The following is a 24,371-nucleotide window of genomic DNA, read 5'->3' on the forward strand; positions in this document are numbered from 1 at the left end:
AGAGAATGAAAAAACAAAAACTCATTAAAGACTTATTCTTAAGCCTTTTGTATAGTGGCTACTGCCCCAAAGCTCCCGGGACTGCTGGGAGTACGTTAGCCGTGATTTTGGGTGCGCCCATTGTGTATTATTCGCGTGAGACTTTATTTTTATTAAGTGTATTTATTGCACTCGTGGCGGTAAAGTATATTGACTTATACGAGGCACACACGCATACGCACGATGATAAAAGCATAGTGATTGATGAGCTTGTGGGTGTATGGATAGCGATGTCAATCATCGGCTTTGGAGTGCTGGAGCTTGTTTTGGCATTTGTGTTTTTTAGAATCTTTGACATTACCAAACCTTCATATATTGGCAAGATTGATAGAGAATGCAAGGGCGGACTTGGCGTAGTAGGCGATGACGCGCTTGCTGGGGTGATTGCTGGGCTTGTAGGGGCGTTACTCATACTAGGTGCGGAGAGATTTGGAATCTTGCAAGATATACCTGTTTGGTTTTAGGTGGTTGTAAGTGTTGGAGGATATAGACTTGGCAAAGCTTTAGCACATTCTCCCTCTATTGTCTTTAGTAGTATTAATATCTTCTTTGTTATATTTTTTATCCTAATAGGGATAGTAATGTGTGCAGGGCAAATTATCGGTGCAAGTCTTGGGCAAAATTTGCGATAAAGCACGGAGCAAAAATCATCAAACTCTTTGTAATATGTATTTGTTTTGGTATCTCTATCCAATTAATCATTAAAGAATTTTTTTAGGCGAAATACACAAAAGATATATATATTTTAGCGTTTCTTTGTGTTATTCTATGCAAAAACAGAATTTATAGGGTTTTTTGAAAGGTTTAGATTCTATAAAATATCATCTTTTTGGCTTTAAGCCTCGTGGCTTAGCACAATAGGCTAGAGCGTGTAATTGTATGGGATTTTAGAATGCAAAATAGAATCTTATTGTTCTGGCACAAGATTTAGCACACTAATTTCGCGCTCACTTCCTACGCGCATAGGTGGTCCCCAGAATCCTGCACCTTGTGATACATAGACTTTTGTCTTATGCTCGTTGTCAAATGTATGTAGTCCAGAGATGTAAGGCTGCTGCAAAAGCATAGCAAGAGAAAAGGGAAAAATTTGTCCGCCGTGCGTGTGTCCGCTCACTACTATATCCACTTTATTATAAAAATCTTCAAGGAAATATACCGCCTTTGGCTGATGATTGAGGAGGATTGTAGGCAGTGTAGTATCGATATGGGCGAAAGTCTGCTCAAAATCTGGCTCTAAATAGCCCACTCGCCACCCCATAAAATCCGCCATTCCCGCAATATTTACCACGCCATTTAGCACATAGTTTTCATTGATAAGAATTTTAAAACCTAAAGACTTGAGTTTGTCAAGGATATTATATACATCGTGGAAGTATTCGTGATTACCCAACACATAGAATACACCATCTTTCGCGCTAAGATTTTTAAGTAAATCCACGACTGATTCTACATTTTGTAGCCTCGCATCGACCAAATCACCAGTGATGAAAATCACATTAGCTTCGAGGGCATTTGTCATCTCCACAATTTGTTGAATCTTGCTATGCTCCATTAGCCCACCGATATGCACATCACTAAGCACCGCCGCCTTTATGGGCTTATTTAAGCCTTTGATAGGAATTGTATGTTCGATAATATCAGGCTTCCTCACGCCATTATAAGTGCCAAAGGCGAGCATAACAAGGCTTAAGGCAAAAATAGCGACTTTTGTCCTATGTCGCCAACGCGAACGCGCACTTTTTGTGCGTAAAGCCATAATGATGAGTGAGAAGCATTGATACAAAAAAGCCGCCATAGCAAAGACAAAGGCAATACCAAGACAGAGTGAGAGCAAAAAATAAAAGCTTTGAGGGACATTCGCACTATCGCGCAAAAAGAGGTAAGCGATACAATGCAGGGCGTTAAGAATGGTAAAAATTTTCCACACAAGGCGCACAAATGCTTTGGTAGAGAGTGATTTAAGCAAGGCTTTATAGATATAGATATGAAGTGCAATAAAAAGAAGTGAGCCCATAAAAGGAAAAATCGCGCTCTGCATTTGGGCAAATTGTGGTATATCTTGCATAGGGCTTCCTTGTGTAGAGATGTAATCTAAATGAGACTTTATAGAATCTAGATAGCTTGAAAAGCTTACAATTCCTTTGAGATTCTATAAAATCTACCAAGTGTCTTTGACGTATTTTGTTTGAATCCGCATAATTAGTCATAGCATAATACATAAAAGACGAGCAACACACGCTCATTGTAATGCAAAGATATGAAATACAATGTAAAAACCGCGTAAAAGATCATACCTCACGCGATTTTTACAGATTCTAATACGCTCGTGGTGTAATCCATACGCTAGGGCGCATTTCACACACCGAGTATGGGCTTTAAATCAAAGATTTTAAAGCACAAAAGCTATTTAATCTTATCTTTCACACTTGCGACAATAGCATTAAATGCGTTTATATCATTCATCGCCATATCAGCAAGGATTTTTCTATCAAGCTCGATATTCGCGCATTTGAGGGCATACATAAAGCGAGAATAGTTTATGCCATTCATTTTACACGCCGCATTGATACGCGTAATCCATAGCTGTCTAAAATTGCGCTTCTTTTGCTTCCTATCGCGGAAAGCATAGCACATACTGCGCTCTAACTGCTCTTTTGCCTTTCTAAAATGTTTGCGGCGTCCGCTATAAAAGCCTCGCGCAAGTTTTAGAATCTTTTTGTGTCTTCGTCTTCGGACAACGCCTGTTTTTACTCTCATTTTTTCTCCTTTACCTTTCTAGGTGTAAGCTACGCTTCTCTTTCCCATTTTTGCTTAAAGCAACTATGGGGAGCTAGATTCTTAAGCCATACAAAGTAGGCTTTTTACAGAATCAACATTAGTGCTGTGAACATATTTTGGTGCATTAAGATTAGCAATGCGTCTAGGTTTTTTCTTGGTTAAGATATGATTCTTAAACGCAGAGCCACGTTTGATTGCATTTTTTTTAAGCTTAAAACGTTTAGCTGCGCCACGATTTGTTTTCATCTTTGGCATTATCACTCTCCTTTCATAAGATTAATGTTTGTCTTTTTTCTTTGGGACATAAAGCACATTGAGATATTTTCCCTCAAGCTTTGGTTCTTTCTCAGCCACCGCAATATCCTCTATCATTGCCGCAACCTTGCGCAAGGTATCCATTCCAGCATCGGGGATGCTCATCTCGCGCTGTTTTAGGAATACCTTAAATTTCACGTGTTTGCCGGATTCTAAAAACTCAATTGCGTGCTTGACTTTGTAGTTAATATCATTTTGCGCGATTTGGGTTGAGAGCTTAATCTCTTTAATCTCAATTTGTTTTTGTTTTTTGCGTGCTTCTTTTTGCTTTTTTTCGGCTTGGTAGCGGAATTTGCCATAATCCATAACCTTACACACAGGCGGTTTGGCAGTGGGTGAGATAAGCACCAAGTCAAGCCCAGCTTTTTGTGCTATGGCTAATGCTTCGCTTGAAGGAATAATACCATACACCTCGCCATTATCACTGACACAACGCACTTCTTTGAAATCTATCTCCTCATTGAGTAACACTTCTTCTTTGCTCAAAAGCTAACCTCTCCTATTTTGGTTTTTAGCGCAGTGATGAAGTCATCTTCTGCGAGTTCATATTGTGATTTTTCCCGCCTATCACGGATTGCTAAAATCTTGCTTTCTACTTCTTTTTCGCCAATTACCACAATGAGCGGGACTTTTTGCTTTTCTGCAATTCTTATTTTTTTGCTTAAACTCTCATTTTTATCAAGCACTTCAGCATAAGCACCAATATTTAGAATCTTAGCTCGTAAAGTCTTTGTATATTCAAGCTGTGCTTCACCAATGGGAATTAAAATCACTTGTGTGGGTGCGATAAATAGCGGAAACTCTCCAGCAAAATGCTCTGTCAAAATTGCCACAAATCGTTCAAAAGAGCCTAAAAGTGCGCGGTGAATCATTACAGGTTGCACCTGCTCGTTGTACTCATCGGTATAGCTAAGACTAAATCTTTCGGGCAGATTCATATCGACTTGAATTGTCCCGCATTGCCACTTTCTGCCAATAGCATCAGTGATTTTAATATCAATCTTTGGTCCATAAAATGCCCCGCCACCCTCATCTATGCGGTAGTTGATATGATTTTGCTCTAGTGCCTCTTTGAGCGCAGCAGTCGCGCTTTTCCATACTTTCTCATCGCCTATGGACTTCTCTGGGCGGGTGGAGAGCTCCATTTCATAGCTAAAGTTAAAGGCATTCATCACGCTTTTGCAAAAATCGATAATATCATTCACTTCTGCGCCAATCTGCTCGGCTTTGCAAAAAATATGTGCATCATCTTGTGTAAATTCCCTCACGCGCAATAAGCCGTGCAACACGCCGCTTTTCTCGTGTCTATGCACCACGCCATATTCATAAAAACGCAAAGGCAAATCACGATAGCTTCTTGGCGAACTTTGATAGACTTTGATATGCCCCACGCAATTCATCGGTTTAATACCATATTCTACTTCATCAATGGTTGTAAAATACATATTTTCGCCATAGTTTGCATAATGCCCACTCGTTTTCCACACATCACTTTTGAGAATCTCCGGTCCTCTCACCGGCTCATAGCCTCGTTCTATGAGCGCTTGAGTAAGAAGATTCTCAATATTTCTACGCAATCTTGCCCCTTTGGGTAGCCATATAGGTAATCCTGCGCCAACTTCTTCATCAAAGGTAAAAAGCCCCATTTCTTGCCCAAGTTTGCGATGGTCGCGTTTTTTTGCTTCTTCAAGCTGGTAGAGGTAGTTTTTGAGTGATTGTCTATCTGCAAAGGCAATGCCATAGATTCTAGTTAGCATTTGTGCCTTTTCATCACCACCCAAATATGCCCCTGCAATCTTTGTGAGTTTAAAATGCTCTAAAAGTGCAGTATGTGGGAGATGAGGTCCTCTACATAAATCCTCGAAATCGCCTTGTGAGTAGATACTTAGCGTATCACTTTGAATACGACTCATCACTGCTGCTTTAAGCTCATCAGCCTTAAATCTTGCTTCTACCTCCGCGCGTGGTAGGGTAATCTTTGTGATAGGGTAGGCTTTTTTAGCTATCTCACGCATAGCAGATTCTATACGAGGCAAATCTTCCTCGCCAATTTTGCTATTGACTTTAAAATCATAATAGAATCCCTCATCTACCACAGGTCCTACGAAAAATTGTGCTTCGGGATAAAGGGATTTAATCGCTTGAGCCATAAGATGCGCACACGAGTGGCGGATAATATTTAAAGATTCAAAAGAATTATCAAAAGCTATCTCTTCCCCGCTAATACCTTGCTCTTTGGCGGTAATAAGGTCATAAATATCTTTATTTGCTTTAATGCCTATAACTTCACTCATTCCCTATACCTTCATTATCTCTTCTTCTTTATGCTTTACCATTTCATCGCATTTTTTGACATATTCATCGGTGTATTTTTGAATCTCATCAAGTGCCTTTTTATTCTCATCTTCGGTAATGCCCTTATCTTTTTCAAGTTTTTTGATATGATTATTTGCATCTTGGCGAATATTGCGGATAGCGACTTTTGCCTTTTCACCCATAGATTTAGCATTTTTGGCAATTTCTTTTCTCTGCTCTTGAGACATAGGAGGAAAAAAGAGCTTAATGCACTCACTATCGCTATTTGGATTCACTCCAATATTTGCTTCTTGAATGGCTTTTTCAATATCTTTGAGTAATGGCTTTTCCCACGGCGTGATGATGATAGTTGTCGCATCTTGTGCGATAACTGAACCTACTTGATTAAGTGGTGTAGGTGTGCCATAATAATCTATGCGAATATTATCGAGGATACTCACACTTACCTTACCGCTGCGGAGAGTGGCAAAATCCCTACGCAAAGATTCTATTGACTTATCCATATGGGATTTAGCATCTTTATATATTTCGCTAAGCATAAGATTCCTTTAGTTATCGTTATTTTGTATAGGCTCTGTTTGAAGCAGAGGAGCAGACGGAGCAGCATTTTCATCAACGATAAACGCATTTGCTCCATCTGTTTCAGCAGGGGAGGCGGATAAAACATCGCTTGGCAGAGCGTCAAACACGCTTTTTTGGCTCTGTTTGTTGTAGGCATAGCTTAGTGCAATGGTATTAATGATAAAAAGCAGCCCCAAAAACATCGTAAATTTTGATAAGAATCCAGCAGGACCTTTTGCTCCAAATACAGATTCATTGCTCCCGCTATAAGCACCAAGCCCAATACTCGAGCTTTTTTGCAAAAGCACGATGATAGTGATAAATACTGCTAAGACAATTTGCACAACAAAAAGGGTGGTTGCCATTTATTACTCCAAATCATAAAAATGAAATCATTAAAAATTAAGCACACGATTGTAGCAAAAAATCCTTATAACAAGCTTGTGATTGGCTTTATTTTGTGAAATTACAGAATCTATATTGATATGTAGTGCCATAAATATAATACAACAATAATACATAGCACAAACCCCGCAGCGTAAAATCTATGCGAAACTTTGTAAAATTGAAAATCCTAAGCTATAATCACACATCGCTTTGTAATTTAAAGTCATAATAAGGCACAAAAATGCAGCAAAATAATCATCTTTCCTCACATAATGTATCGGGGGGGGGCATTTCTTAGCCCAAATACAAATCTAAATACATTAGATTCTATATTATACTCCGCCAAAATCGCCATTATCATTCCGTGCTACAATGAATAGCTTACAATCGGGCGCGTGATTGATGAAATTTTTGAAATTCTCCCCCAAAGCTTCGTGTATGTGTTTGATAATAATTCAAGCGATTCTTCATATAAGATTGTAGAAACTAAAATCGCTTCAATGTACGATAAATCACTCTATCTCTATAAAGTATCCACACAAGGCAAGGGTGCAGTTATGAGAGAGGCATTTGCGCTTATTCAAGCAGATTGTTATGTGATGATTGATGCGGATACTCAATATGATGTTTCAGCCTTGCCCTCCGCGCTCAATATGTTTTTCACGCAAAAGCTTGATATGCTCAACATCGCACGAGAGAGTGAATCTCACATCTATCGTCCGCTTCATAGCTTTGGAAATAGACTTTTTTCTAAAAGCGCACAAATACTCTTTGGCACGAAAATAAGCGATATGTTAAGTGGATATAGAATCTTTTCTTATGCTTTTGTGAAAAGCTTTCCTGCTCATAGCAATGGCTTTGAAATAGAGACAGAACTTACTATTTTTGCCTTGCAACAAAGACTTCGCACAGCTGCAGTGAAAGCTCCTTGTAAAGCACGACCACAAGGGAGCTTCTCTAAACTCTCTACTTTCAAGGACGGATTCAAAATTTCCCTTATGATTCTTAATCTGCTTTTTACAGAGCGTCCATTATTTGTATTTGGTATTTTAAGTGCGTTGTGCTTGATTGTGGGAATTGCCTTTAGTGTGCCTGTTGTTATGGAATTTTTAGAGACTTCTAAAGTAGCAAGATTCCCTACTTTGTTTGTATGTGTCGGGCTTGGCATAGTGAGTGTAGTGCTTCTTATTACGGGGCTTTTGGCTTATCTCATAACGTGCAGTATTAGAGAGGGCAGATATTTAGCCTATCTCAATGCGTCTAGATTCTTTACAACAAGATGTGATGAAAACTAAAACAGCACATCAAGCCTTATTATATCTCATTATCGGGGGCGCAGTAAGCATTGGTGAGTGGGTAGGATTTTATATCTTGCATTATATATATCATCTGCACTATGTCTTAGCCTCGCTTATAATGTTTGTGTGTGCGAGTGCGTGTGGTATCGTGCTGTATAGAAAATTTGTCTTTGGCGCATCTACTTTGCATATTGGCGCGGAAGTTGTGGCAATTTATGCGATAAATCTTATTGGTATTGGACTAAACACTTTGATTTTGTGGATATGCGTGGATTTTTGCGGTATTGAAGCAATGATAGCAAAGATTTTAGCTTCTGGCATTGTGGCATTTTATGGATTCTTTGCGCGTAAAGTATTGATTTATAAACAAGGATACAAGGAATGTTAAAGAGTTTTCAAAGATTAAGTCGTGGGGTGAAAATCGCACTAATGCTTTGGGTTGCACTATTTGTGATTATATGCATTAGCTTTGGTGTGCTTAAGGTAATGAGTAAGGATAGAATCTATACTGCCACGATGATAGTGCATTCTAATGTCGTGCTTGAATGCAAGGAACGATGTTTGGCTGATAAAGAATGTGAAAATGCTTGTATCAAAGATTCTAAGCAATCTGCATATACTTATAGCGTGAAACTGAAGTTTGATAATCCTATATTTCGCGCTCATACACAATTTGCAACAATCTCACTCCTTGATATGCAGTGGAGCAAAGATATAGGATTAGTAGGAGATGTGCGTCAAAGCTGGAATTATATTGATATTGACACAAATAAAGAGCTGCAAATAGGCAAAAATATAGGCACTTTGAGCTATGTTACACATTTTGAATCTTATTTGTTGTATCACTCTTTGAGTATATTGATTTATGTGCTTATATGCGGGTTTGTTTATGTGTATGCAAGAGATTCTATGAAATTAAATACAACTTATCCTAAGAAAACATTGCTTCACACACTTACTTTAAACAAAAAAGATAAGATATTTCTTGGCATAAGCGGCTTACTCATCGCTTTGCTTTTTGCATTTCAATTTTGGCTAGGATTCCCCGGATTCCATATCATTGGCGATACATATAGTTCTATATTATTGACGAAGGATAACGGACACCCGGTATTTATATCTTATGTTTTAGAATTCCTCTACGCGCTTTTTGGCAAACATCTTTATTATCTTTATCTTTTTAATCTCGTGCCTTTTTATGCTGGGCTTTTCTTTCTTGTGTGGGGATTCTATTTGCGCTTTAAGAGTGTGTTTGCAATTTCGTTACTCTTTCCTTTATTAGTAGGCAATATTTATTTTCAAAATTTTATTCAGTATCATAGCTTTGCGCTGCCAATGCTACTTTTCTGCGGGTATTCTATGGTGTTTTTTATAATCCTTGTGCCGTTGCAAAAGAGATATATAAGCATAGGTTTATGGTGTAGCGTAGGCATAGTGTTTTTTTGCGCGATTTTATGGCGACATAATGCGATTTTTAGCGTATTTCCTGTGAGTTTTGTGCTTGTGTATATGTGGCTATGCGATAGGGGATTAGATAAGAAAGTCTTTACTTGGCACTATGTAAAGGGCGTAGTGAGTGCTGCGCTCGTGTGTCTTTGTATTGTTATTTTTGTTCCAAAGATTCTTAAAACTTCAACTGCTTATCCTGCCAATCACCTATTTTTGCTTCAGCTTGCGGCAATGTGTGTGCCTGCTAATGATTCAAGCTGCTTCAAAGAAGAGTGGTATTATCCACATAAAAATTGGGAAGATATAAAGGCATTGTATAAAAAATATCCGCTTAATGCCGACCCATTCAATGTGTCTTGGGGATATGATGATGAGCGTCCTATTCCTTATGGCAAGATAGATGGATTGCACCAACAATGGATAAAGGCAATATGTAAATACCCGCATTACTTTGTCGCACACGAGCTAAGATTTATTCAAGCAATGTGGATTCAGCAACCACAATGGATTTTTAATGCAACAGCTTTAGAGCAAAAAGCGCAGCATCCATATCATTTGCAAGTTGTAAGTGGTTTTTCTCAAAATGAAAGAAGTATAGTGTTTAGTCCGATACAAAGGGAAATTTATGATTTTTTATATACACATCGCATTGTTTTTAATCATCTATGGGGCGTGCTACTCAATGCTTCTGTAATGCTCCTTGCGGGATTCTTGCTTGTCAAATATATAAGGTGTAAAGAAATTGATAAGATAGCACAAACATCAGTTAAACTTCTCATACTGAGTTTTAGCATAGGATTTGCTGGATTCTTTAGCGCATTTTTTATCGCTGCTTTTACGCCTGTGGCAGAAAGCCGCTATATGTCGCCTATATTACCACTAGGGATTATGGCAGTTGTGAGTTTTGTGGCATTTATGCTCTCAAACTCAAAAAAGTATGAATGATTTAGTGTAGAATCTGCACTTCGCATTCTAAGTCAATACCATTTGCTTCAAAAACCCGTTTTTTAGCGAGTGCAATAAGAGAGAGGGCGTCATCAAAAGTAGCCTTGCCTTTGTTGATAAGAAAATTGGCGTGTTTCTCGCTCAATGCCGCATCGTTAATGCAAAAGCCTTTTAAGCCCACAAATTCTAAAAGTCTTCCTGCAAAGTCTCCTTTAGGATTTTTAAAGCAGCTACCACAGCTTGGCTCGTGCGGGTGGGATTTACGCAAGGCTACGCACTCTTCCCAAATAGCCATATCAAAGCCCACTTTTTTATAGAATCTTGCCGCAAGGATAATGCCGCTAATGCCACTATGGCGGTAATTCATCGAGATAGATTCTATACTTTGCCACTGCCCATTGATATTCACTGAGTGCAAAATATTTTTAATTTCATAGCTTTTCATTCCCGCATTCATTTTGATAAGTCCGCCAAGGCTGCCGGGCAGGGCATTAAGAAACTCTAGCCCATTAAGATTATGTGATTTGAAATAACTAAAAATCCGCCCAGAGCTATATGCTCCGCCAATTTCTATAAGATTATCTTGCTCGGTAAGATAGGCAAAATTTTTACCCAGCACGGCAAGATTTTGAGCATTTGGGGAAACAAGGAGATTGTTTGCTTTGCCAATAATGCGGAGATTTTTGCTTAAAGCCTCTTGCAAGTCTTGAGGGCTTTCTATCACAAAAACTTCAAGCGGGACACCGATTTTGAGGCTTGAATACGCGGAGAAGTCAATAACTTTGCTTTGCATTTATGGCTAAAAATTGATATTAGAAATCATCGTAAAGAGCATACGCGCGTATTCTGTAATCATATTCATCATCCAAGGCATAGCAAATATGATGACGACAACCACGGCTAGAATCTTAGGCACAAAAGTGAGTGTCATTTCATTGATTTGCGTAGTAGCTTGAAAAATACTCACGAGTAGCCCCACGATAAGTCCAGCTAAAAGCATAGGGAGCGAGAGAATGAGTGTGAGCTTGTAGGTTTGAACTGCGAGTGCCATAAGTTGTTCTTCCATAAGAAATCCTTAAGTTAAGAATCTAATGCTCAAGTTGGCAGGAAGGCGAGAGAATCGAACTCCCCAGAGACTAGACACCTAGCCTCTCAATGGGTTTGAAGCCCACGATACCCACCAGAGATATTTGCCCTCCATTACTAGAACTCATCTAATAAAATCTGCATTTTATACTTTAGATTCAAAAAAATCAAGTGAATGGGAGTAAATTATGGTTAGATTCCATAAACAATATGATAAATTCACGCTCGGGTTGTAATTTTGTGCGAGTTTTGGCAATCCACCCACCAATGTGGGCTTAAGATTCCAAAGATTCCAATAACGCACACAATCGCAAAATGAAGCTATTTTGGTTTTTGGGCTACTTGAATAGAATCTAGACATTTATGTAGATTCTAAAAATTAGTGCGAACAGCCACAGCCTCCACCGCTATGTCCTCCGCCACCGCAGCAGCCTCCACCGCCTCCGCCACTTCCACAGCCACAGCCGCCACCTACGCCACCTTGCAAAATTTCCATTTCGGTGGCTTCGCGCACATCAATTACTTTTACATCAAATTGCAAAGTTTTTCCTGCTAGAGGGTGGTTGTAGTCGATAATCACAACATTATCGTTAAAGTCTTTCACGCTTACTTGCACGGTTTGTCCGTCTTCACCTTGACCAAAAAGCGTCATACCAGCTTTTAGCTCAATGCCCTCAAATTGTTCCCTTGGCACTTCTTGCACGAAGTCGCTTTGATATGTGCCATAAGCATCTTCGGGAGCGATAGTAGCCTTGATATTATCGCCTATGCTTGCACCCATAAGGGCATTTTCAAGCCCACTTATGATTTGCCCAGAGCCTACTAGAAATTCAAGTGGTGCACCGCCCTTATTAGAATCAAGCAAGGCATTGTCTGCTTGATTAAACACTTCGTATTCAATACTTACGATTTTATTTTGAGTAATCATTTTTTGTCCTTATTTTTAGATTTTAAATTTTTGGCACTTTGAGCCTCTTTGCTCGAAGGATAGTTGCTTATCAAAGTATCCAAGAACCTATTATAGTTTTTTGTATCTTTGATAGCGTTGAAAGATTGCGCAGTATGAAGCAGAAGTGTAGGCATATATGAAGCCTTGTCATTTGCTATTGCACTCTCTTTGTAAAGCTTAATTGCCTCGTTGTGGCTTTTGTTTGCAAAGGCAATTTCAGCAAGATAGAAAGAGCTATGTGCCTTTTTGTAGTTTATCTCGATGAGCCATTCAAAGCGCACTTTGGCAGATTCATACTCTTTTTTGTTAAAAAGATTTTGGGCTTGGGTAAAAATATCCGCCCTTTTTGCCTTGTCTTTTGTGAAAGTTGGGGCTTTTGAATCTGCTTGTTTATTTGTTGCTGTATTCTTTTGATTTGTGCTTGTAGTCTGTATGGGATTATTGCTTAGCTCCTTTAGCTCGCTAAGAATTGTTTGACTAAGCGTTGTGAGTGTCGCATTAATCTCTTTCATTTGAGCCTTGATAGTTGCAATGTCCTTTGAGTTTGTATCCAGCTGTGCTTTTATCTCCTCAATGTCTTTTGCATTTTGCACACCCTGTGAGACTTGCTGGTGTAGTTTGCTGCTTTGAGATTCATAAAGGCTGGAGATACCCTCTTGGGCTTGTCCTATACTATCTACTTTCTGCTGAAGTTTGCTGACGAGATTCTGTAAGGTTTTTATATCGTTTTTGGTAACGCCACTCTGCTTTTCAAAAGCAGATGGCTCACCATTGAGGCTAAAGACTAGAAAAAGAGGTGCGAGAAAAACACAATGCTTCAGCAAATTCTAGCCTCCAACTTGAAGTTATTTTGATAGCTTAAACTCAACGCGTCTATTCGCCTGATTACAATCAGGAGTATCGACTGAACAAGTGGGTTTGCTTTCGCCATAACTCACGGTTTTAATTTGAGAGGCATTTACACCACGAGCAGTAAGTGCATTTTTTACTGCATTTGCTCTCTTTGTGCCAAGTGCATAGTTATACGCATCTGACCCATAAGAGTCTGTGTGTCCTTCAAGCACGACATTTGCTCCTGTATTTTTAAGGGCGGTAGCACTGTTATTTACTTTTTCTTCCATATCTTGACGAATATCATATTTATCAAAGTCAAACAATACTTGCGCATATCCTTCAGCAGCATCTGTGAGTTTCACAAAATTATCGCTACCGCTAGCAGAAGTTCCACTTCCTCCATCAGCAGCCTCTGGCTCTGAACAACCAACTGAAATAAGTGCTACCAAAGCACCTATAGCTAAATACTTTTTCATACTAACTCCTTGTGATATTTAAGATACCAATTATTCTAAGCTACAAAAGTAAATATATATAAATTTACCAATCAAATGCCTGAATTTTCATCTTTGTGAGTGGGAAAAAATAATTTGTATTATAATCTACACGAATGATGCCTAACGCACTTTGCGCCTTGTAATGCTTAACATACATAATGCTTCCACCATCACTTGAGTATTTGGGCATTTGATTCTTGCCATTTGCGGTGAGGCGGCGGATATAGTTTGAGCCAGGCGCAAGTGAAATAAGATAGAGATTGAAAGTGTTGCTTCCAAACTCATTATTTGTCTCTCTGCTTGTATAAACCGCATACTTGCCATTTGAAGTTACTGCGCTATTGTTGCGTCCGTGTAAAACAACCTGTTCTGTGCCACCCCCATCAATTCTCATCATAAAAATATTTGGGTAGCCAAGTCTGTCGGATACAAAGATGATTTCTTTATCATCATTTACAAACTTACCATCTACATCAATACCCGAATAATTCGTTAAGCGGCGTAGATTCTTGCTTCTCACATTGTAGATATACAAATCCGAAAGGGTATTGGGCGATAGGCTAAGAATAAGATTCTCTCCATTTTTACTCACATCAGAGACCATAGCCGCGCCTTCGCTTCCTACGAGCTGTTCAATTTGTCCTGTGGCGAGATTATGCCTTACAATAGTGGGCACTTCAAGGTATTTTGTATAATAAATGCTCTCTTGTTTTGAATCTGCCCACTTAGGGAAAATATTGAGCCCACCTTTGACAACTACTTTTTGATAAGTCAAGGTGTAATCTGCGATGAGAATCTCACTATTGCCGGAATTGGTGTATTGAGAGAGCACTACGAGGCGTTTCATCCATTGAATGCTGGGTGCGCGTATGTAGCCATTGACATCAATAGCCATATTGTGTGCAATAAACGGGAATCGTTTAAGGTCGTTTTCTGTATAGTCTTTAGTGTAAATATGCTTTGAGGTATTTATATCATAGAGTGAAATTGTGCCAACGAGATTATTTGAAGACTTGCTTACTTTAATCTGCGCTAATAGGTCAATTTTTTTATCTGCATATTCTTTGTATGCGATAGAAGAAGGCTTCTTTATACCCCCGTCATTTGCTTGAAAATGTCCGCTTACTTTCAAGTCAGCTATGAGCATTTTTAGAATCTTATTGCCAAATTCTGTATTGTCAGAATCTAGTCGTTCGACAACAATATATGGAATCTTGTTTGTATTTTTTACAATCTCTATTGTCGCATCAATAGCGAAAAGATTTAGGGTAAGTAGCAAAATCAAAGTAAAAATTCTCATAGGACTCCTTTGTGCGTAAATCAATTTTTAAATGTTATGGCAATTTCCCTTTTGCCCTTAGGGTGGGGTGGGAAGTGAATCTTGATACATTCCTCAAGCATCGCCTTAAGCGAATCATCAAATGCCACATTGCCCGCGTATTTTACAACTTTATAGCTAAAATTACCATTGCTTGTGATGACAATATGCACCAAAGCCTGTAATTTTTCCTCTACATAAAATGTTTGCTGCCATTGTTGAAACATCATTTTTTCAATTTGTGCATACCACTCATCATATTCTCCATCACTTTGATTGGTGTTTGCGCTTATGGTGAGATTGCTTAAGGTATTCAGCTGTTTTTGCAAAGATTCTGCACTCGCTTGTAAATCTTTAAGCTTTTGCTCCTTGCTATTTTGCTCGACTTTTTCTCTATTGTCGCCTATTTCTGCATTTTGTGCTGGTATATCACTATCAATCTTGCTAAACATATCCTTAATACCAGAACCAGCAAGAGGGCTATTGAGGGCTGGTTGGCTACTTTTGCTAGGGGTGGGTTTATCATCTATAATAGCCTCTATGCTTATAGCATGTAGCGATAGGGCAGATTCATTAAGTGCGGCGTAATGCGTGGGATTTGAACGAAAAAGTGTAAAAACAAGCGCAATAATAAGTAGGGAATATATGCAAAATGAGATAATACCACTCGTGATAAATAAAAGAGCATTATTCATAGTTCTAGCTACTAGTGATGAGGGATACTTTGAGAAAACCAGCTTCTTTAGCGGTTTTGAGGATATAAATCACATCTTCATATTTAAGATTCTTATCAGCCCTTATAAAAACGCTGATGTTTTTATCGAAGCTTTTGCTAAAAAGCACAAAGCTATCTGCGAAGTTTTTAAACTCATACACATTGTCGCGGATATAAATCTTTCTATCCGCGCTCACACGAATTTCAATCATAGAATCTTGCGCCATTTTCTTTGATTTTGAGCCTTTTGGGAGAGTAATATCCTCTTGGTAAGTAATAGTAGGGGTACTCACCATAAGTATCGCCAAAAGCACGAGCATAATATCAACAAGCGGTGTTATGTTGAGCTCGGGTTTTTCTTCCCAGTCAAATTCATCATTTTGCATAGAATCCTACTTGTTTGAAAGTGTAAGGTCAATTTGCATTTGAATGTATGTGATGATGTGGTAGGCTTTACGCTTGAGTAGCAGGGCAAATGTGTATGCAGGGATGGCTACTAAAATACCAGCAGCGGTTGCCACGAGGGCTTTTGATATGACAGGGGCTATCACATCAAAAGAGACATTACCATCTCCTAGCACACTAAAGGTTTCTAGAATCTCAACTACCGTGCCAAATAGTCCAATAAAAGGTGCAGTAGAGGCAATGATATTTAAAAAAACGAGTGAAGAAGTGGCTTTTTGAGTGGCTTTGAGCTTCCATACTTGCAAAATCTCTCGCGAAACGCGCCCTTCGCTTTTTTCGAGCAGGGCATTTATGAAAGTGTTTTTTGGTATGAGGATACTCTTAGCCACAAGCATATCAAGATAATGCTTCTCCGTTGCCAACCAATCACTAAGCGTGAAGCTTTTGTAAATATATATCCAAAGAGTAGCGAGAAAATAGAGTGAGAGCCACAAAAGCACAATAATAGTTGTTATTGTGCTTTCTGCAAAGAAAGTTTTGAAGATATCCATCACTAGATTCTGTTTTTTGCAATAGTCTCAACGCGAGAAACCACCGTGCCGATAAGAGAAGTATCGTTGGAGGCTCCTTCTAGTAATGCTCTAGCTTCTTGAATAGCAGTTGCGACTCCTGACTCTGTATTGCCCATAATGGCTACCGCACCATCGGCAATAATCTTTACATCTGTTTTTGTGCCGGTTTGGGAGATTTGCGCGTGTCCCCAATTAATCGCTATGAATCCCTTATCGCCATCTAAAGTCTCAAATTCAATAATGCCAATCTTAAGCAGAGAGAGCAAGTCGCAGTGTCCGGGAAAAACACCAAACTCCCCCTCGCTTCCGGGCACAATGACATACTTCACTTCACCATCAAAGATGCTTCCGTATGGAGTTGCGATACTTAGTGTGATTTTTTCCATTCCATCCCCTATGCACTTTTGATTTTTTGTGCTTTTTCTAGTACCTCTTGGATATTGCCGACCATATAGAAAGCATTTTCGGGTATATTGTCATATTTACCTTCCAAAATGCCTTTGAATCCTTCAAGTGTTTCTTCAAGCGTTACATACTTGCCCGGACTCCCTGTGAAAATCTCTGCTACAAAGAATGGTTGTGAAAGGAATTTCTCAATCTTTCTTGCTCTATCAACAATTTGCTTATCTTCTTCGGAAAGCTCGTCCATACCCAAAATAGCGATGATGTCTTGCAAGTCTTTATATTTTTGGAGCACTTGTTGAATCCCTGTCGCAACTGCATAATGCTCTTCACCAACAACTTGCGGACTAAGGATTCTAGAAGTAGAATCGAGTGGATCCACCGCTGGATAAATGCCCTTTTCTGATATCTTTCTGTTGAGCACTGTTGTTGCATCAAGGTGTGAGAACACAGATGCAGGAGCAGGGTCAGTCAAGTCGTCCGCAGGGACATATACCGCCTGAACAGAGGTAATAGAACCCTTCTTGGTTGATGTAATACGTTCTTGAAGCTTGCCCATTTCACCAGCGAGTGTAGGTTGATACCCCACAGCTGAAGGAATGCGTCCAAGGAGTGCTGACATCTCAGAACCAGATTGTGCATAGCGGAAAATATTGTCGATAAACATAAGCACATCAAGCCCTTTTTCATCGCGGAAATACTCTGCCATTGTCAAACCTGTAAAGGCGATGCGGTTTCTTGCGCCCGGTGGCTCATTCATTTGTCCGTAGCATAGAGCAACTTTATCTAAAACGCCACCTTCTTTCATTTCATTATAGAGGTCATTTCCCTCTCTTGTGCGCTCACCCACACCGGCAAATACTGAATATCCGCTATGCTTATAAGCAACATTGTGGATAAGCTCCATAATCACAACGGTTTTGCCCACACCAGCACCACCAAAGAGTCCCACTTTTCCACCCTTTGAATAAGGAGCCAATAAATCAACAACCTTAATACCTGTTTCAAACATTTCTGTTCTTGTGCTTTGTTGCTCAAAGGTTGGAGCTTCTCTATGAATACCCCATTTGAGTTGGTCGCTACTAAGAGGCTCACCACCATCGATAATATCACCTGTTACATTAAAGATTCTGCCAAGCACAGCTTCACCCACTGGCACTTCAATCATTTTACCACGAGCCTTGACTTCCTGCCCACGGGTAAGTCCCTCTGTCATATCCATCGCAATTGTTCGCACACGATTATCGCCAAGATGTGCAGCAACTTCTAAGACAAGCCTATGCTCTTGCCCTTCAATTTGAAAAGTAACATCAATTGCTTCGTTAATCATTGGTAGATAAGAGCTAAACTCAACATCTACCACCGGACCCATCACTTGTGTAATTTTACCTTGCATTCTTTCTCCTTTGTATATTTATTTAATCGCCTCGACACCGGCATTAATCTCAACAAGCTCTGTTGTGATTGCTTCTTGTCGCGCTTTATTTAGAGCGATTGTGAGGCTTCTCACTAAATCACCCGCATTGTTTGTAGCTGCATCCATTGCTTGGATTCTAGCACTATGCTCAGCTGCTAGAGAATCTACTAGTGCGTAATACATATTGTATTGAATATATTTTCTCGCAAGCGTATCAAGCACCTCATCCTCTCCATCTTCGGGCTCAACATTAAGCGTAGAGACTTGCTCTGCTTCGTTGATATTAATAGTAAGTGGCAACACCGCCTGAACTTCAAGTTCTTGAGAAATCATATTCTTGAAGCCATTATGCACAATAATCACTTCATCTGTTGCACCATTTAAGAAATCATTAACAACATTGTTGATAAAGTTTTCAGCTTTCTCAAAAGTAGGCATAGAGCTTAAACCCACCGCTTTGTCAAGCACCTCTATGTCATTGAAAGCAAAAAACGAAATACCCTTTTTGCCAATGCCCCTTAAGCGCACCTTTATACCCTGTGATTTATAAGATTCCATAAGCCGTACTACTTCTTTGATCGTAGCAGTATTGAATCCACCGCACAAGCCTTTATCGGCTGTGATAAAAACAATATCAAGCTTTTTGATTTCGCGGTCTTTTGACTTTGCAAAATAGGCACTATTGATACTGTCTAATCCACGCAAGCGCACTCTTGCCACGACATCATTAAACATCGCGCTGAGTTGTTTCGCATAGACTCTAGAGCGCCTTGCTAATTCCTCAGCTTTTTTGAGCTTAGAGCTAGAAACGAGTTTCATCGCTCGAGTAGTCTTTTGCGTGTTTTTGACACTCGTTATTTTCTTTCTTATTTCTTTAAGGTTGCCCCCCATTGCAGCTCCTTTTTATGCTCCAAAGTTTATTTTGAATTCTTCAAGTGCTTTGTTTAGCTCTGCCTCAATATCTTTATCAAGTGCTTTCTTTGCGCTGATATTTTCAAGAATTTTGGGATATTTCGCTTCAAGGAATGGATAAAGATCCGCTTCAAATGCTACCACCTTATTAGCAGGGATATCATCAAGTAAACCATTTGCGCCAGCATAAATAATAATTACTTGCTTTTCAATAGCAAGAGGCGAGTATGGGGGCTGCTTTAGAATCTCAACCATTCTTTGTCCTCTTTCAAGCTGTTTGCGACTTGTCTCATCAAGGTCAGAGGCAAATTGCGAGAATGCTTGAAGCTCTCTGTATTGAGCTAGGTCAAGTCGCAATGTTCCTGCTACTTGTTTTGTAGCTTTAATCTGCGCCGCACCACCCACACGAGAAACAGAAAGACCAACATTAATCGCAGGGCGGATACCTGAGTTAAACAAGTCAGTTTCGAGGAATATTTGTCCATCAGTAATAGAGATTACATTTGTAGGAATGTATGCAGCCACATCGCCTGCTTGTGTTTCAATGATAGGCAACGCGGTAAGAGAACCAGCACCTAACTCATCGCTTAACTTTGCAGCTCTTTCAAGAAGTCTTGAGTGTAGATAGAATACATCTCCGGGAAAAGCTTCACGTCCAGGTGGGCGTCTTAAGATAAGCGACATTTCGCGATATGCCACAGCGTGTTTGCTCAAGTCATCATAGATGATAAGCGCGTGTCTTGCGTTATCTCTAAAATATTCGCCAATTGTAACGCCTGTGTAAGGTGCTAAAAATTGCATTGCCGCAGAGAATGAAGCAGGGGCATTTACCACGACTGTGTAATCCATTGCCCCGTATTCTTCGAGACTACGCACCACGTGTGCAACCGTAGATTCTTTTTGTCCCACAGCAACATAGATACATATAACATCTTGTCCTTTCTGGTTAATGATTGTATCAACTGCAACTGTTGTTTTACCAGTTTGTCTATCGCCGATGATAAGCTCTCTTTGTCCTCTACCGATTGGCACAAGCGCGTCAATTGCTTTAAGTCCTGTTTGTAATGGCTGATGCACTGACTTACGTGCCATAATGCCCGGTGCTTTTTCCTCAATAAAGCGGAATTCACTTGCTTCAATCGCACCCTTGCCATCAAGTGGCTCACCGAGTGTATTGATAACGCGCCCTACAACTGCATCACCCACAGGCACTTTCATAAGTTTTTTAAGACGTTTTACAGAAGTTCCTTCTTTAATCGTGCGACCAGAACCAAGCACCACGACACCAACACTACTTTCTTCGAGGTTGAATGCAATACCTGTATCACCTGTGTCAAATTCTACCATTTCGTAATACATTACATTGTTGAGACCATACACTTTTGCCACACCATCAGCATAAGCGATAACCTTGCCAGTTTCGCTAATATCAATATTGATATTGAAGCTATCAATACGCTCTTTGATGATTGAACTAATCTCTTCTGACTTGATTTTTGTTGTCACTTTTCTCTCCTTGTGTTAAATTAAAGTGCTTTTAGAATGTGATATTTGAGATCACTACTAAAACGTTCTTTGGAAAAAGATACCTCAATGCCCAAATCCTCAACGCTCAACTTAATGCCCTCTGCCCCACTTAACTCCTGCATGATGCTAAGCTTTACGCCAAGCTTCTTAGCTAAAGCAGATTGAATCTTGTCCAACGTAGCGCTGTCTAATTCTTCCTTTGTTACAAGCGTGGCTGCATATTCCTTCCTGCGTGCAAGCAGGCACTTCTCTAATTCACTAGCTATGTATGGTATCAACAAGATTCTATCTGCTTCCGCCAAAAGACGGAAAAAGTTTTCTAACTTTGTATCTACCTTACCAACCTTGCTTACACTTTCCAGTAAAAACTGCTCCTTTTGGGACTTGCTCAAAAATGGCGAGGCGATAATGTCTGCATTTTTCTTTTCCCTAAGGACATTAGAAAATCCCTTCAAAATATGGAGCACTTCGTCCAAATCACTTACAGAATCCATAAGGGCTTGTGTGTATTTTTTTGCAACGATATGAAGCATTATGAAATCCTTTTGGTAATGATGTTTACATATTCCTCTTTATTAAGATGAATATCATTGCTCTTAATGAGTGTATTAAGGAGTTTATTGACACTTTCCTGCACCACTTTTCTTCGCTCAAATTCAATATTTGACTCTAAAGCATATTTTAACGCCTCTACATCTTTCTTGATTTGTCCGTTGTATCTCTGCTCTACCAAGTATGCCTCTTGTTTCGCCGCATTAACGATAGATTTGCCCCTTTCTTTACTCTCTTCTAAGCGTTTTTGTGCTTCTTCTTTTTCTTGTTTAGCCTTGTGGAGGTTACTTTGCGCTTCTTGAAGACGAGCAGCTATGGCATTTTTTCTATTGACAAACAAACCTTTGATCGGATCGAAAGCAAAATACCATAAAATTGCTACGAAAATTACAAAGTTTATAATACGTTCCACAAAGTCGCTTCCTTCTATTCCAGCAGAAGCGAGAAGAAAGGACGGGAAAAATAAAAGTAATGCCACACATAGAATCTTTTTCATTATACCCCCTTATATTTGCTCGAGTTTTGCATTAAGTGCATTTTTAAAAACAGGAAGTTGCTCAAGCAGCTCTGCATAAAGCTGCGATTTTTGCTCCTCTAGCTCTTGCTTGGCTTGTGCGAGTTTGCTCTCATTCTCTACTTTCTTTGCATTAATTTTTTCTTCATAGTTAGTTTTTGCCTCTTTTGTAGCACTTTCTAGAATCTGTGCCGCCTCTTTGCGCGCCAAAGACAGAGTTCGTGCAATTTCTTTTTCAATTTCATCTATTTCACCTCTGTAACCCTGTGTATTTGTAATTTCTTGGTCAATAAAGCTATCTCTATTACTCATAAAAGCAAGCATAGGTTTGAAAAGCCATTGATTTAGCAAGAAAATAAGAAGCATAAAGGTAACAAAAACAAGTAGCATTAAGTAAGGATTGAGGGTAATGCTCATTCTATTCTCCTTTGTGAATATTTTGTGAAAACTTGGGATATTCTAACAAGTTAAAATATATTAAACCTTAAAGTGCGTATCATTTTGATATTTTTTTTATCAAGGTTGCAATTTCGGCATCATTTTGGAAACAAATGGTAATTTTTGATGAGCTTGTTTGGCTTTGTATGCCAAGCAATTTGAGTTCATCTTGAAGCTCTGTAAGCAGCTTATTATTGATATTTCGCATATATTCTTTGGGAGATTTTTTAGTCTTATTTGGCTCTTCTTTTATTTTTTTTATGAGTGTTTCGGTATCACGCACATTTAACTTTTGCCCTATGATAGAGTCTGCTACGAGCTTTTGTTTATCTGCATTTAGTGTAACAAGCATCTTTGCGTGTCCTTGCGAGATTTTATCCTCATTCAGCATTTGCTTGACTTCATCACTAAGTTGTAAAAGGCGTAAAGTGTTTGTAATTTGTGTGCGTGATTTATTGATACGTTTAGATAGTTCCTCGTGGGTAATACCATACTCCTTGAGAAGCTCCTCGTATGAGAGTGCCAACTCGATAGGATTAAGCTCCTCACGTTGAATATTTTCAATGATGGCAAGTTCTCTTAAGCGTTTAAAATCAATCTCTGCCACAATGGCTTTGATATTACTCAATCCCGCAAGCTTTGAGGCGCGGAGTCTGCGCTCACCAGCGATTAGAATATAATCTCCATCGCCATTATCATATACAACGACAGGTTGCAATAAGCCATGTTCAAGTATAGATTCAGAAAGTTCTTGCAGGGCTTGAGTATTAAAAGTTTTTCTCGGTTGGTAGGGATTTGGCTTAATAATATCAATATCGAGTTCAAGCACGGGCGAGGAATTATCGCTGAGACTTTGCTCGTAAGCCTCTGCTGTTTCAGAAAGTATCGCGCCTAGCCCCCTGCCGATTGCTAACTTTTTTTTACTCATTGTGTTTATGCCCCTTGTAATATTGTGCGTGCGAGATTCTCATACGCCACACTACCATTTGAGCGATTATCATACAGCATTATGGGTTTGCCAAAGCTAGGAGATTCGGCGAGCTTCACACTACGTGGAACAATGATGTAGTCATCTTCATATTTAAACAACTCTTTACTAAAATGCTCTTTAAGCTCATCAAAGACTTGCCTTGATAGATTGTGTTGTCCAGAATACATAGTAGGCAAGAATCCTTTAATTTTCAATCGTGGATTAATTGTATCCTTAAGGAGCTTGATTGTATTGAGTAGCTGTGCCAAACCCTCAAGCGCGAAAAATTCGCATTGTATAGGCACGATAACAAAATCAGACGCAGCAAGGGCATTAACCGTGAGAGAGCCGAGCGCAGGCGGAGAATCAATAACAATATAATCGTATTCCTCTTTAACCTCATCGATTTTCTTACTAAGGAGGAGTTCGCGCCCTTTCATATTATTCTTATTATAAAATTCTTTTTCGATACCTGCTAGACCAATATTTGAGGGTGCAAGATAGAGGTTTTGAATATCAGTTTTGAGAATAATTTGAGACAGCTTCTTTGAGCCCGTAAGCACGTGATACATATCAGATTCTATTTTATTGCGGCGGATACCAAAGTTTGTAGTTGCGTTTGCTTGAGGATCATAATCAATCACAAGCACCTTTTTATTAGCAGAGGCTAGGGAGGCTGCAAGATTTACAGCTGTGGTTGTTTTGCCAACCCCGCCTTTTTGGTTCGCTATAGCTATTATTTCACACATAATTTCTCCTTATCGTAAGCTATAAATTTTATTTCCATCAATACTTAAAGAGCCATCTTCATTAAGAATAGCGTCCTTTAAACACATCCTCTCTTTACCTAAGTGAAAGAAAAAGGAGCTATTCTTGTAAAATTCTAGCTTATAAATACTAAAAATCTGCTTCCACGATACAAAATTTTCAAAGCTTTTGAAAAAATCTTCCAAAAAGCGCACAGGCTCGATATTTGCGCTTATAGTTTCTTCTAAAGTCGCATATTGCGTGTTTTGTTCGGTATTTGCAGAGTAGAGATTGATGCCTATTCCGCACACAATGTTGCCTTTCACCTTTTGAGTGAGAATCCCGCCAATTTTAGAATCTGTTCTGTATAAATCATTTGGATATTTGAGCCACACCTGTGAGCCAAGGGAGCGCAAATATTCGCGCAT

31 protein-coding genes and 1 tRNA gene are annotated in these 24,371 nt (G+C 39.3%); 4 read left to right on the plus strand and 28 right to left on the minus strand.

Going from position 1 to position 24,371, the window contains the following annotated elements:
* Positions 1-5: 5 nt before the first annotated feature.
* Positions 6-503, plus strand: a complete 498-nt coding sequence (locus tag BN2458_RS02195) for a phosphatidylglycerophosphatase A family protein (RefSeq protein WP_052082118.1) — start codon at positions 6-8, stop codon at positions 501-503.
* Positions 504-946: 443 nt separating this feature from the next.
* Here BN2458_RS02195 and BN2458_RS02200 read toward each other — a convergent pair whose 3' ends face one another.
* The 7 genes from BN2458_RS02200 to secG form a co-directional block, all read right to left on the minus strand.
* Positions 947-2,104, minus strand: a complete 1,158-nt coding sequence (locus tag BN2458_RS02200) for a metallophosphoesterase (RefSeq protein ID WP_034325573.1) — start codon at positions 2,102-2,104, stop codon at positions 947-949.
* Between the two features lie 338 nt (positions 2,105-2,442).
* Positions 2,443-2,796, minus strand: a complete 354-nt coding sequence (rplT, locus tag BN2458_RS02205; RefSeq protein ID WP_034325576.1) for a 50S ribosomal protein L20 — start codon at positions 2,794-2,796, stop codon at positions 2,443-2,445.
* A gap of 81 nt (positions 2,797-2,877) precedes the next feature.
* On the minus strand, positions 2,878-3,072 hold the full coding sequence (rpmI, locus tag BN2458_RS02210; RefSeq protein ID WP_034325579.1) for a 50S ribosomal protein L35: 195 nt from the start codon (positions 3,070-3,072) through the stop codon (positions 2,878-2,880).
* A gap of 21 nt (positions 3,073-3,093) precedes the next feature.
* Entirely contained in the window at positions 3,094-3,618 is a 525-nt protein-coding gene (infC, locus tag BN2458_RS02215; RefSeq protein WP_034325582.1) for a translation initiation factor IF-3, read from the minus strand.
* The gene (gene thrS, locus BN2458_RS02220; protein ID WP_034325585.1) at positions 3,615-5,426 is read right to left on the minus strand and encodes a threonine--tRNA ligase; all 1,812 of its coding nucleotides are present in this window, start codon (positions 5,424-5,426) and stop codon (positions 3,615-3,617) included. The genes infC and thrS overlap by 4 nt, the downstream gene beginning before the upstream one ends.
* Before the next feature lie 3 nt (positions 5,427-5,429).
* Positions 5,430-5,987 (minus strand): ribosome recycling factor, encoded by a 558-nt coding sequence (gene frr, locus BN2458_RS02225; protein ID WP_034325588.1) that lies wholly within the window; start codon positions 5,985-5,987, stop codon positions 5,430-5,432.
* A gap of 9 nt (positions 5,988-5,996) precedes the next feature.
* On the minus strand, positions 5,997-6,374 hold the full coding sequence (gene secG, locus BN2458_RS02230; protein WP_034325591.1) for a preprotein translocase subunit SecG: 378 nt from the start codon (positions 6,372-6,374) through the stop codon (positions 5,997-5,999).
* Between the two features lie 417 nt (positions 6,375-6,791).
* On the opposite strand from secG, the gene BN2458_RS02235 reads away from it, so the two are divergent.
* The 3 genes from BN2458_RS02235 to BN2458_RS02245 are packed head-to-tail and all read left to right on the plus strand — an operon-like array spanning position 6,792 to position 10,088.
* Positions 6,792-7,691 carry a glycosyltransferase family 2 protein gene (locus BN2458_RS02235; protein WP_231944825.1) on the plus strand — a complete coding sequence of 300 codons (900 nt, stop codon included), beginning with the start codon at positions 6,792-6,794 and terminating at the stop codon, positions 7,689-7,691.
* Positions 7,651-8,082 carry a GtrA family protein gene (locus tag BN2458_RS02240; RefSeq protein WP_052082026.1) on the plus strand — a complete coding sequence of 144 codons (432 nt, stop codon included), beginning with the start codon at positions 7,651-7,653 and terminating at the stop codon, positions 8,080-8,082. The genes BN2458_RS02235 and BN2458_RS02240 overlap by 41 nt, the downstream gene beginning before the upstream one ends.
* The gene (locus BN2458_RS02245; RefSeq protein ID WP_034326843.1) at positions 8,076-10,088 is read left to right on the plus strand and encodes a hypothetical protein; all 2,013 of its coding nucleotides are present in this window, start codon (positions 8,076-8,078) and stop codon (positions 10,086-10,088) included. Before BN2458_RS02240 ends, BN2458_RS02245 begins: the two co-directional genes overlap by 7 nt.
* Position 10,089: 1 nt before the next feature.
* Here BN2458_RS02245 and BN2458_RS02250 read toward each other — a convergent pair whose 3' ends face one another.
* The 21 genes from BN2458_RS02250 to BN2458_RS10290 form a co-directional block, all read right to left on the minus strand.
* The gene (locus tag BN2458_RS02250) at positions 10,090-10,881 is read right to left on the minus strand and encodes a UDP-N-acetylmuramate dehydrogenase (protein ID WP_034342098.1); all 792 of its coding nucleotides are present in this window, start codon (positions 10,879-10,881) and stop codon (positions 10,090-10,092) included.
* Positions 10,882-10,887: 6 nt separating this feature from the next.
* On the minus strand, positions 10,888-11,154 hold the full coding sequence (fliQ, locus tag BN2458_RS02255) for a flagellar biosynthesis protein FliQ (RefSeq protein ID WP_034326847.1): 267 nt from the start codon (positions 11,152-11,154) through the stop codon (positions 10,888-10,890).
* Positions 11,155-11,189: 35 nt separating this feature from the next.
* Positions 11,190-11,288, minus strand: a tRNA-Sec gene (locus tag BN2458_RS09830).
* 31 nt (positions 11,289-11,319) lie between these two features.
* Positions 11,320-11,535 (minus strand): hypothetical protein, encoded by a 216-nt coding sequence (locus BN2458_RS09835; RefSeq protein ID WP_138117619.1) that lies wholly within the window; start codon positions 11,533-11,535, stop codon positions 11,320-11,322.
* A gap of 18 nt (positions 11,536-11,553) precedes the next feature.
* Complete coding sequence (locus BN2458_RS02260) at positions 11,554-12,102, minus strand: FKBP-type peptidyl-prolyl cis-trans isomerase (protein ID WP_034326848.1); 549 nt, start codon at positions 12,100-12,102, stop codon at positions 11,554-11,556.
* On the minus strand, positions 12,099-12,947 hold the full coding sequence (locus BN2458_RS02265; RefSeq protein WP_231944826.1) for a tetratricopeptide repeat protein: 849 nt from the start codon (positions 12,945-12,947) through the stop codon (positions 12,099-12,101). The genes BN2458_RS02260 and BN2458_RS02265 overlap by 4 nt, the downstream gene beginning before the upstream one ends.
* A gap of 21 nt (positions 12,948-12,968) precedes the next feature.
* Entirely contained in the window at positions 12,969-13,433 is a 465-nt protein-coding gene (locus tag BN2458_RS02270; RefSeq protein ID WP_034326849.1) for an OmpA family protein, read from the minus strand.
* Between the two features lie 64 nt (positions 13,434-13,497).
* A complete protein-coding gene (gene tolB, locus BN2458_RS02275; protein ID WP_034342883.1) occupies positions 13,498-14,754 on the minus strand; it encodes a Tol-Pal system protein TolB in 1,257 nt (418 codons plus the stop codon).
* 20 nt (positions 14,755-14,774) lie between these two features.
* Complete coding sequence (locus tag BN2458_RS02280; RefSeq protein WP_034326852.1) at positions 14,775-15,467, minus strand: TonB C-terminal domain-containing protein; 693 nt, start codon at positions 15,465-15,467, stop codon at positions 14,775-14,777.
* A gap of 4 nt (positions 15,468-15,471) precedes the next feature.
* On the minus strand, positions 15,472-15,873 hold the full coding sequence (locus tag BN2458_RS02285) for an ExbD/TolR family protein (RefSeq protein ID WP_034342885.1): 402 nt from the start codon (positions 15,871-15,873) through the stop codon (positions 15,472-15,474).
* A gap of 6 nt (positions 15,874-15,879) precedes the next feature.
* Entirely contained in the window at positions 15,880-16,443 is a 564-nt protein-coding gene (locus tag BN2458_RS02290) for a MotA/TolQ/ExbB proton channel family protein (protein ID WP_034342887.1), read from the minus strand.
* Positions 16,444-16,445: 2 nt separating this feature from the next.
* A complete protein-coding gene (atpC, locus tag BN2458_RS02295; protein ID WP_034326856.1) occupies positions 16,446-16,850 on the minus strand; it encodes an ATP synthase F1 subunit epsilon in 405 nt (134 codons plus the stop codon).
* An 8-nt stretch (positions 16,851-16,858) separates the two neighbouring features.
* On the minus strand, positions 16,859-18,262 hold the full coding sequence (gene atpD / locus BN2458_RS02300) for a F0F1 ATP synthase subunit beta (RefSeq protein ID WP_034326858.1): 1,404 nt from the start codon (positions 18,260-18,262) through the stop codon (positions 16,859-16,861).
* A gap of 18 nt (positions 18,263-18,280) precedes the next feature.
* Positions 18,281-19,174, minus strand: coding sequence for an ATP synthase F1 subunit gamma (gene atpG, locus BN2458_RS02305; protein ID WP_034326859.1), 894 nt, complete (start codon positions 19,172-19,174; stop codon positions 18,281-18,283).
* 12 nt (positions 19,175-19,186) lie between these two features.
* On the minus strand, positions 19,187-20,701 hold the full coding sequence (gene atpA / locus BN2458_RS02310; RefSeq protein WP_034326861.1) for a F0F1 ATP synthase subunit alpha: 1,515 nt from the start codon (positions 20,699-20,701) through the stop codon (positions 19,187-19,189).
* Positions 20,702-20,721: 20 nt separating this feature from the next.
* On the minus strand, positions 20,722-21,255 hold the full coding sequence (locus BN2458_RS02315; RefSeq protein WP_034326863.1) for a F0F1 ATP synthase subunit delta: 534 nt from the start codon (positions 21,253-21,255) through the stop codon (positions 20,722-20,724).
* Positions 21,255-21,770, minus strand: a complete 516-nt coding sequence (locus tag BN2458_RS02320; RefSeq protein ID WP_034342888.1) for a F0F1 ATP synthase subunit B — start codon at positions 21,768-21,770, stop codon at positions 21,255-21,257. Before BN2458_RS02320 ends, BN2458_RS02315 begins: the two co-directional genes overlap by 1 nt.
* 9 nt (positions 21,771-21,779) lie before the next feature.
* A complete protein-coding gene (locus BN2458_RS02325; RefSeq protein WP_034326865.1) occupies positions 21,780-22,205 on the minus strand; it encodes a FoF1 ATP synthase subunit B' in 426 nt (141 codons plus the stop codon).
* 79 nt (positions 22,206-22,284) lie between these two features.
* A complete protein-coding gene (locus BN2458_RS02330; RefSeq protein WP_034326866.1) occupies positions 22,285-23,154 on the minus strand; it encodes a ParB/RepB/Spo0J family partition protein in 870 nt (289 codons plus the stop codon).
* 5 nt (positions 23,155-23,159) lie between these two features.
* Positions 23,160-23,945 (minus strand): ParA family protein, encoded by a 786-nt coding sequence (locus BN2458_RS02335; protein WP_034326867.1) that lies wholly within the window; start codon positions 23,943-23,945, stop codon positions 23,160-23,162.
* 9 nt (positions 23,946-23,954) lie between these two features.
* Complete coding sequence (locus BN2458_RS10290) at positions 23,955-24,371, minus strand: lipoate--protein ligase family protein (RefSeq protein WP_231944827.1); 417 nt, start codon at positions 24,369-24,371, stop codon at positions 23,955-23,957.

The sequence above is a fragment of the Helicobacter typhlonius genome (assembly GCF_001460635.1).
In the GTDB taxonomy this organism is placed as follows: Bacteria; Campylobacterota; Campylobacteria; order Campylobacterales; family Helicobacteraceae; genus Helicobacter_C; species Helicobacter_C typhlonius.

Coding starts and splice junctions, on each gene's coding strand:
- BN2458_RS02195 (WP_052082118.1), top strand. CDS start 6: ATGAAAAAACAAAAACTCATTAAAGACTTATTCTTAAGCCTTTTGTAT.
- BN2458_RS02200 (WP_034325573.1), bottom strand. CDS start 2,104: ATGCAAGATATACCACAATTTGCCCAAATGCAGAGCGCGATTTTTCCT.
- rplT (WP_034325576.1), bottom strand. CDS start 2,796: ATGAGAGTAAAAACAGGCGTTGTCCGAAGACGAAGACACAAAAAGATT.
- rpmI (WP_034325579.1), bottom strand. CDS start 3,072: ATGCCAAAGATGAAAACAAATCGTGGCGCAGCTAAACGTTTTAAGCTT.
- thrS (WP_034325585.1), bottom strand. CDS start 5,426: ATGAGTGAAGTTATAGGCATTAAAGCAAATAAAGATATTTATGACCTT.
- frr (WP_034325588.1), bottom strand. CDS start 5,987: ATGCTTAGCGAAATATATAAAGATGCTAAATCCCATATGGATAAGTCA.
- secG (WP_034325591.1), bottom strand. CDS start 6,374: ATGGCAACCACCCTTTTTGTTGTGCAAATTGTCTTAGCAGTATTTATC.
- BN2458_RS02240 (WP_052082026.1), top strand. CDS start 7,651: ATGCGTCTAGATTCTTTACAACAAGATGTGATGAAAACTAAAACAGCA.
- BN2458_RS02245 (WP_034326843.1), top strand. CDS start 8,076: ATGTTAAAGAGTTTTCAAAGATTAAGTCGTGGGGTGAAAATCGCACTA.
- BN2458_RS02250 (WP_034342098.1), bottom strand. CDS start 10,881: ATGCAAAGCAAAGTTATTGACTTCTCCGCGTATTCAAGCCTCAAAATC.
- fliQ (WP_034326847.1), bottom strand. CDS start 11,154: ATGGAAGAACAACTTATGGCACTCGCAGTTCAAACCTACAAGCTCACA.
- BN2458_RS09835 (WP_138117619.1), bottom strand. CDS start 11,535: ATGTCTAGATTCTATTCAAGTAGCCCAAAAACCAAAATAGCTTCATTT.
- BN2458_RS02260 (WP_034326848.1), bottom strand. CDS start 12,102: ATGATTACTCAAAATAAAATCGTAAGTATTGAATACGAAGTGTTTAAT.
- BN2458_RS02270 (WP_034326849.1), bottom strand. CDS start 13,433: ATGAAAAAGTATTTAGCTATAGGTGCTTTGGTAGCACTTATTTCAGTT.
- tolB (WP_034342883.1), bottom strand. CDS start 14,754: ATGAGAATTTTTACTTTGATTTTGCTACTTACCCTAAATCTTTTCGCT.
- BN2458_RS02280 (WP_034326852.1), bottom strand. CDS start 15,467: ATGAATAATGCTCTTTTATTTATCACGAGTGGTATTATCTCATTTTGC.
- BN2458_RS02285 (WP_034342885.1), bottom strand. CDS start 15,873: ATGCAAAATGATGAATTTGACTGGGAAGAAAAACCCGAGCTCAACATA.
- BN2458_RS02290 (WP_034342887.1), bottom strand. CDS start 16,443: ATGGATATCTTCAAAACTTTCTTTGCAGAAAGCACAATAACAACTATT.
- atpC (WP_034326856.1), bottom strand. CDS start 16,850: ATGGAAAAAATCACACTAAGTATCGCAACTCCATACGGAAGCATCTTT.
- atpD (WP_034326858.1), bottom strand. CDS start 18,262: ATGCAAGGTAAAATTACACAAGTGATGGGTCCGGTGGTAGATGTTGAG.
- atpG (WP_034326859.1), bottom strand. CDS start 19,174: ATGGGGGGCAACCTTAAAGAAATAAGAAAGAAAATAACGAGTGTCAAA.
- BN2458_RS02315 (WP_034326863.1), bottom strand. CDS start 21,255: ATGCTTCATATCGTTGCAAAAAAATACACACAAGCCCTTATGGATTCT.
- BN2458_RS02320 (WP_034342888.1), bottom strand. CDS start 21,770: ATGAAAAAGATTCTATGTGTGGCATTACTTTTATTTTTCCCGTCCTTT.
- BN2458_RS02325 (WP_034326865.1), bottom strand. CDS start 22,205: ATGAGCATTACCCTCAATCCTTACTTAATGCTACTTGTTTTTGTTACC.
- BN2458_RS02330 (WP_034326866.1), bottom strand. CDS start 23,154: ATGAGTAAAAAAAAGTTAGCAATCGGCAGGGGGCTAGGCGCGATACTT.
- BN2458_RS02335 (WP_034326867.1), bottom strand. CDS start 23,945: ATGTGTGAAATAATAGCTATAGCGAACCAAAAAGGCGGGGTTGGCAAA.
- BN2458_RS10290 (WP_231944827.1), bottom strand. CDS start 24,371: ATGCGCGAATATTTGCGCTCCCTTGGCTCACAGGTGTGGCTCAAATAT.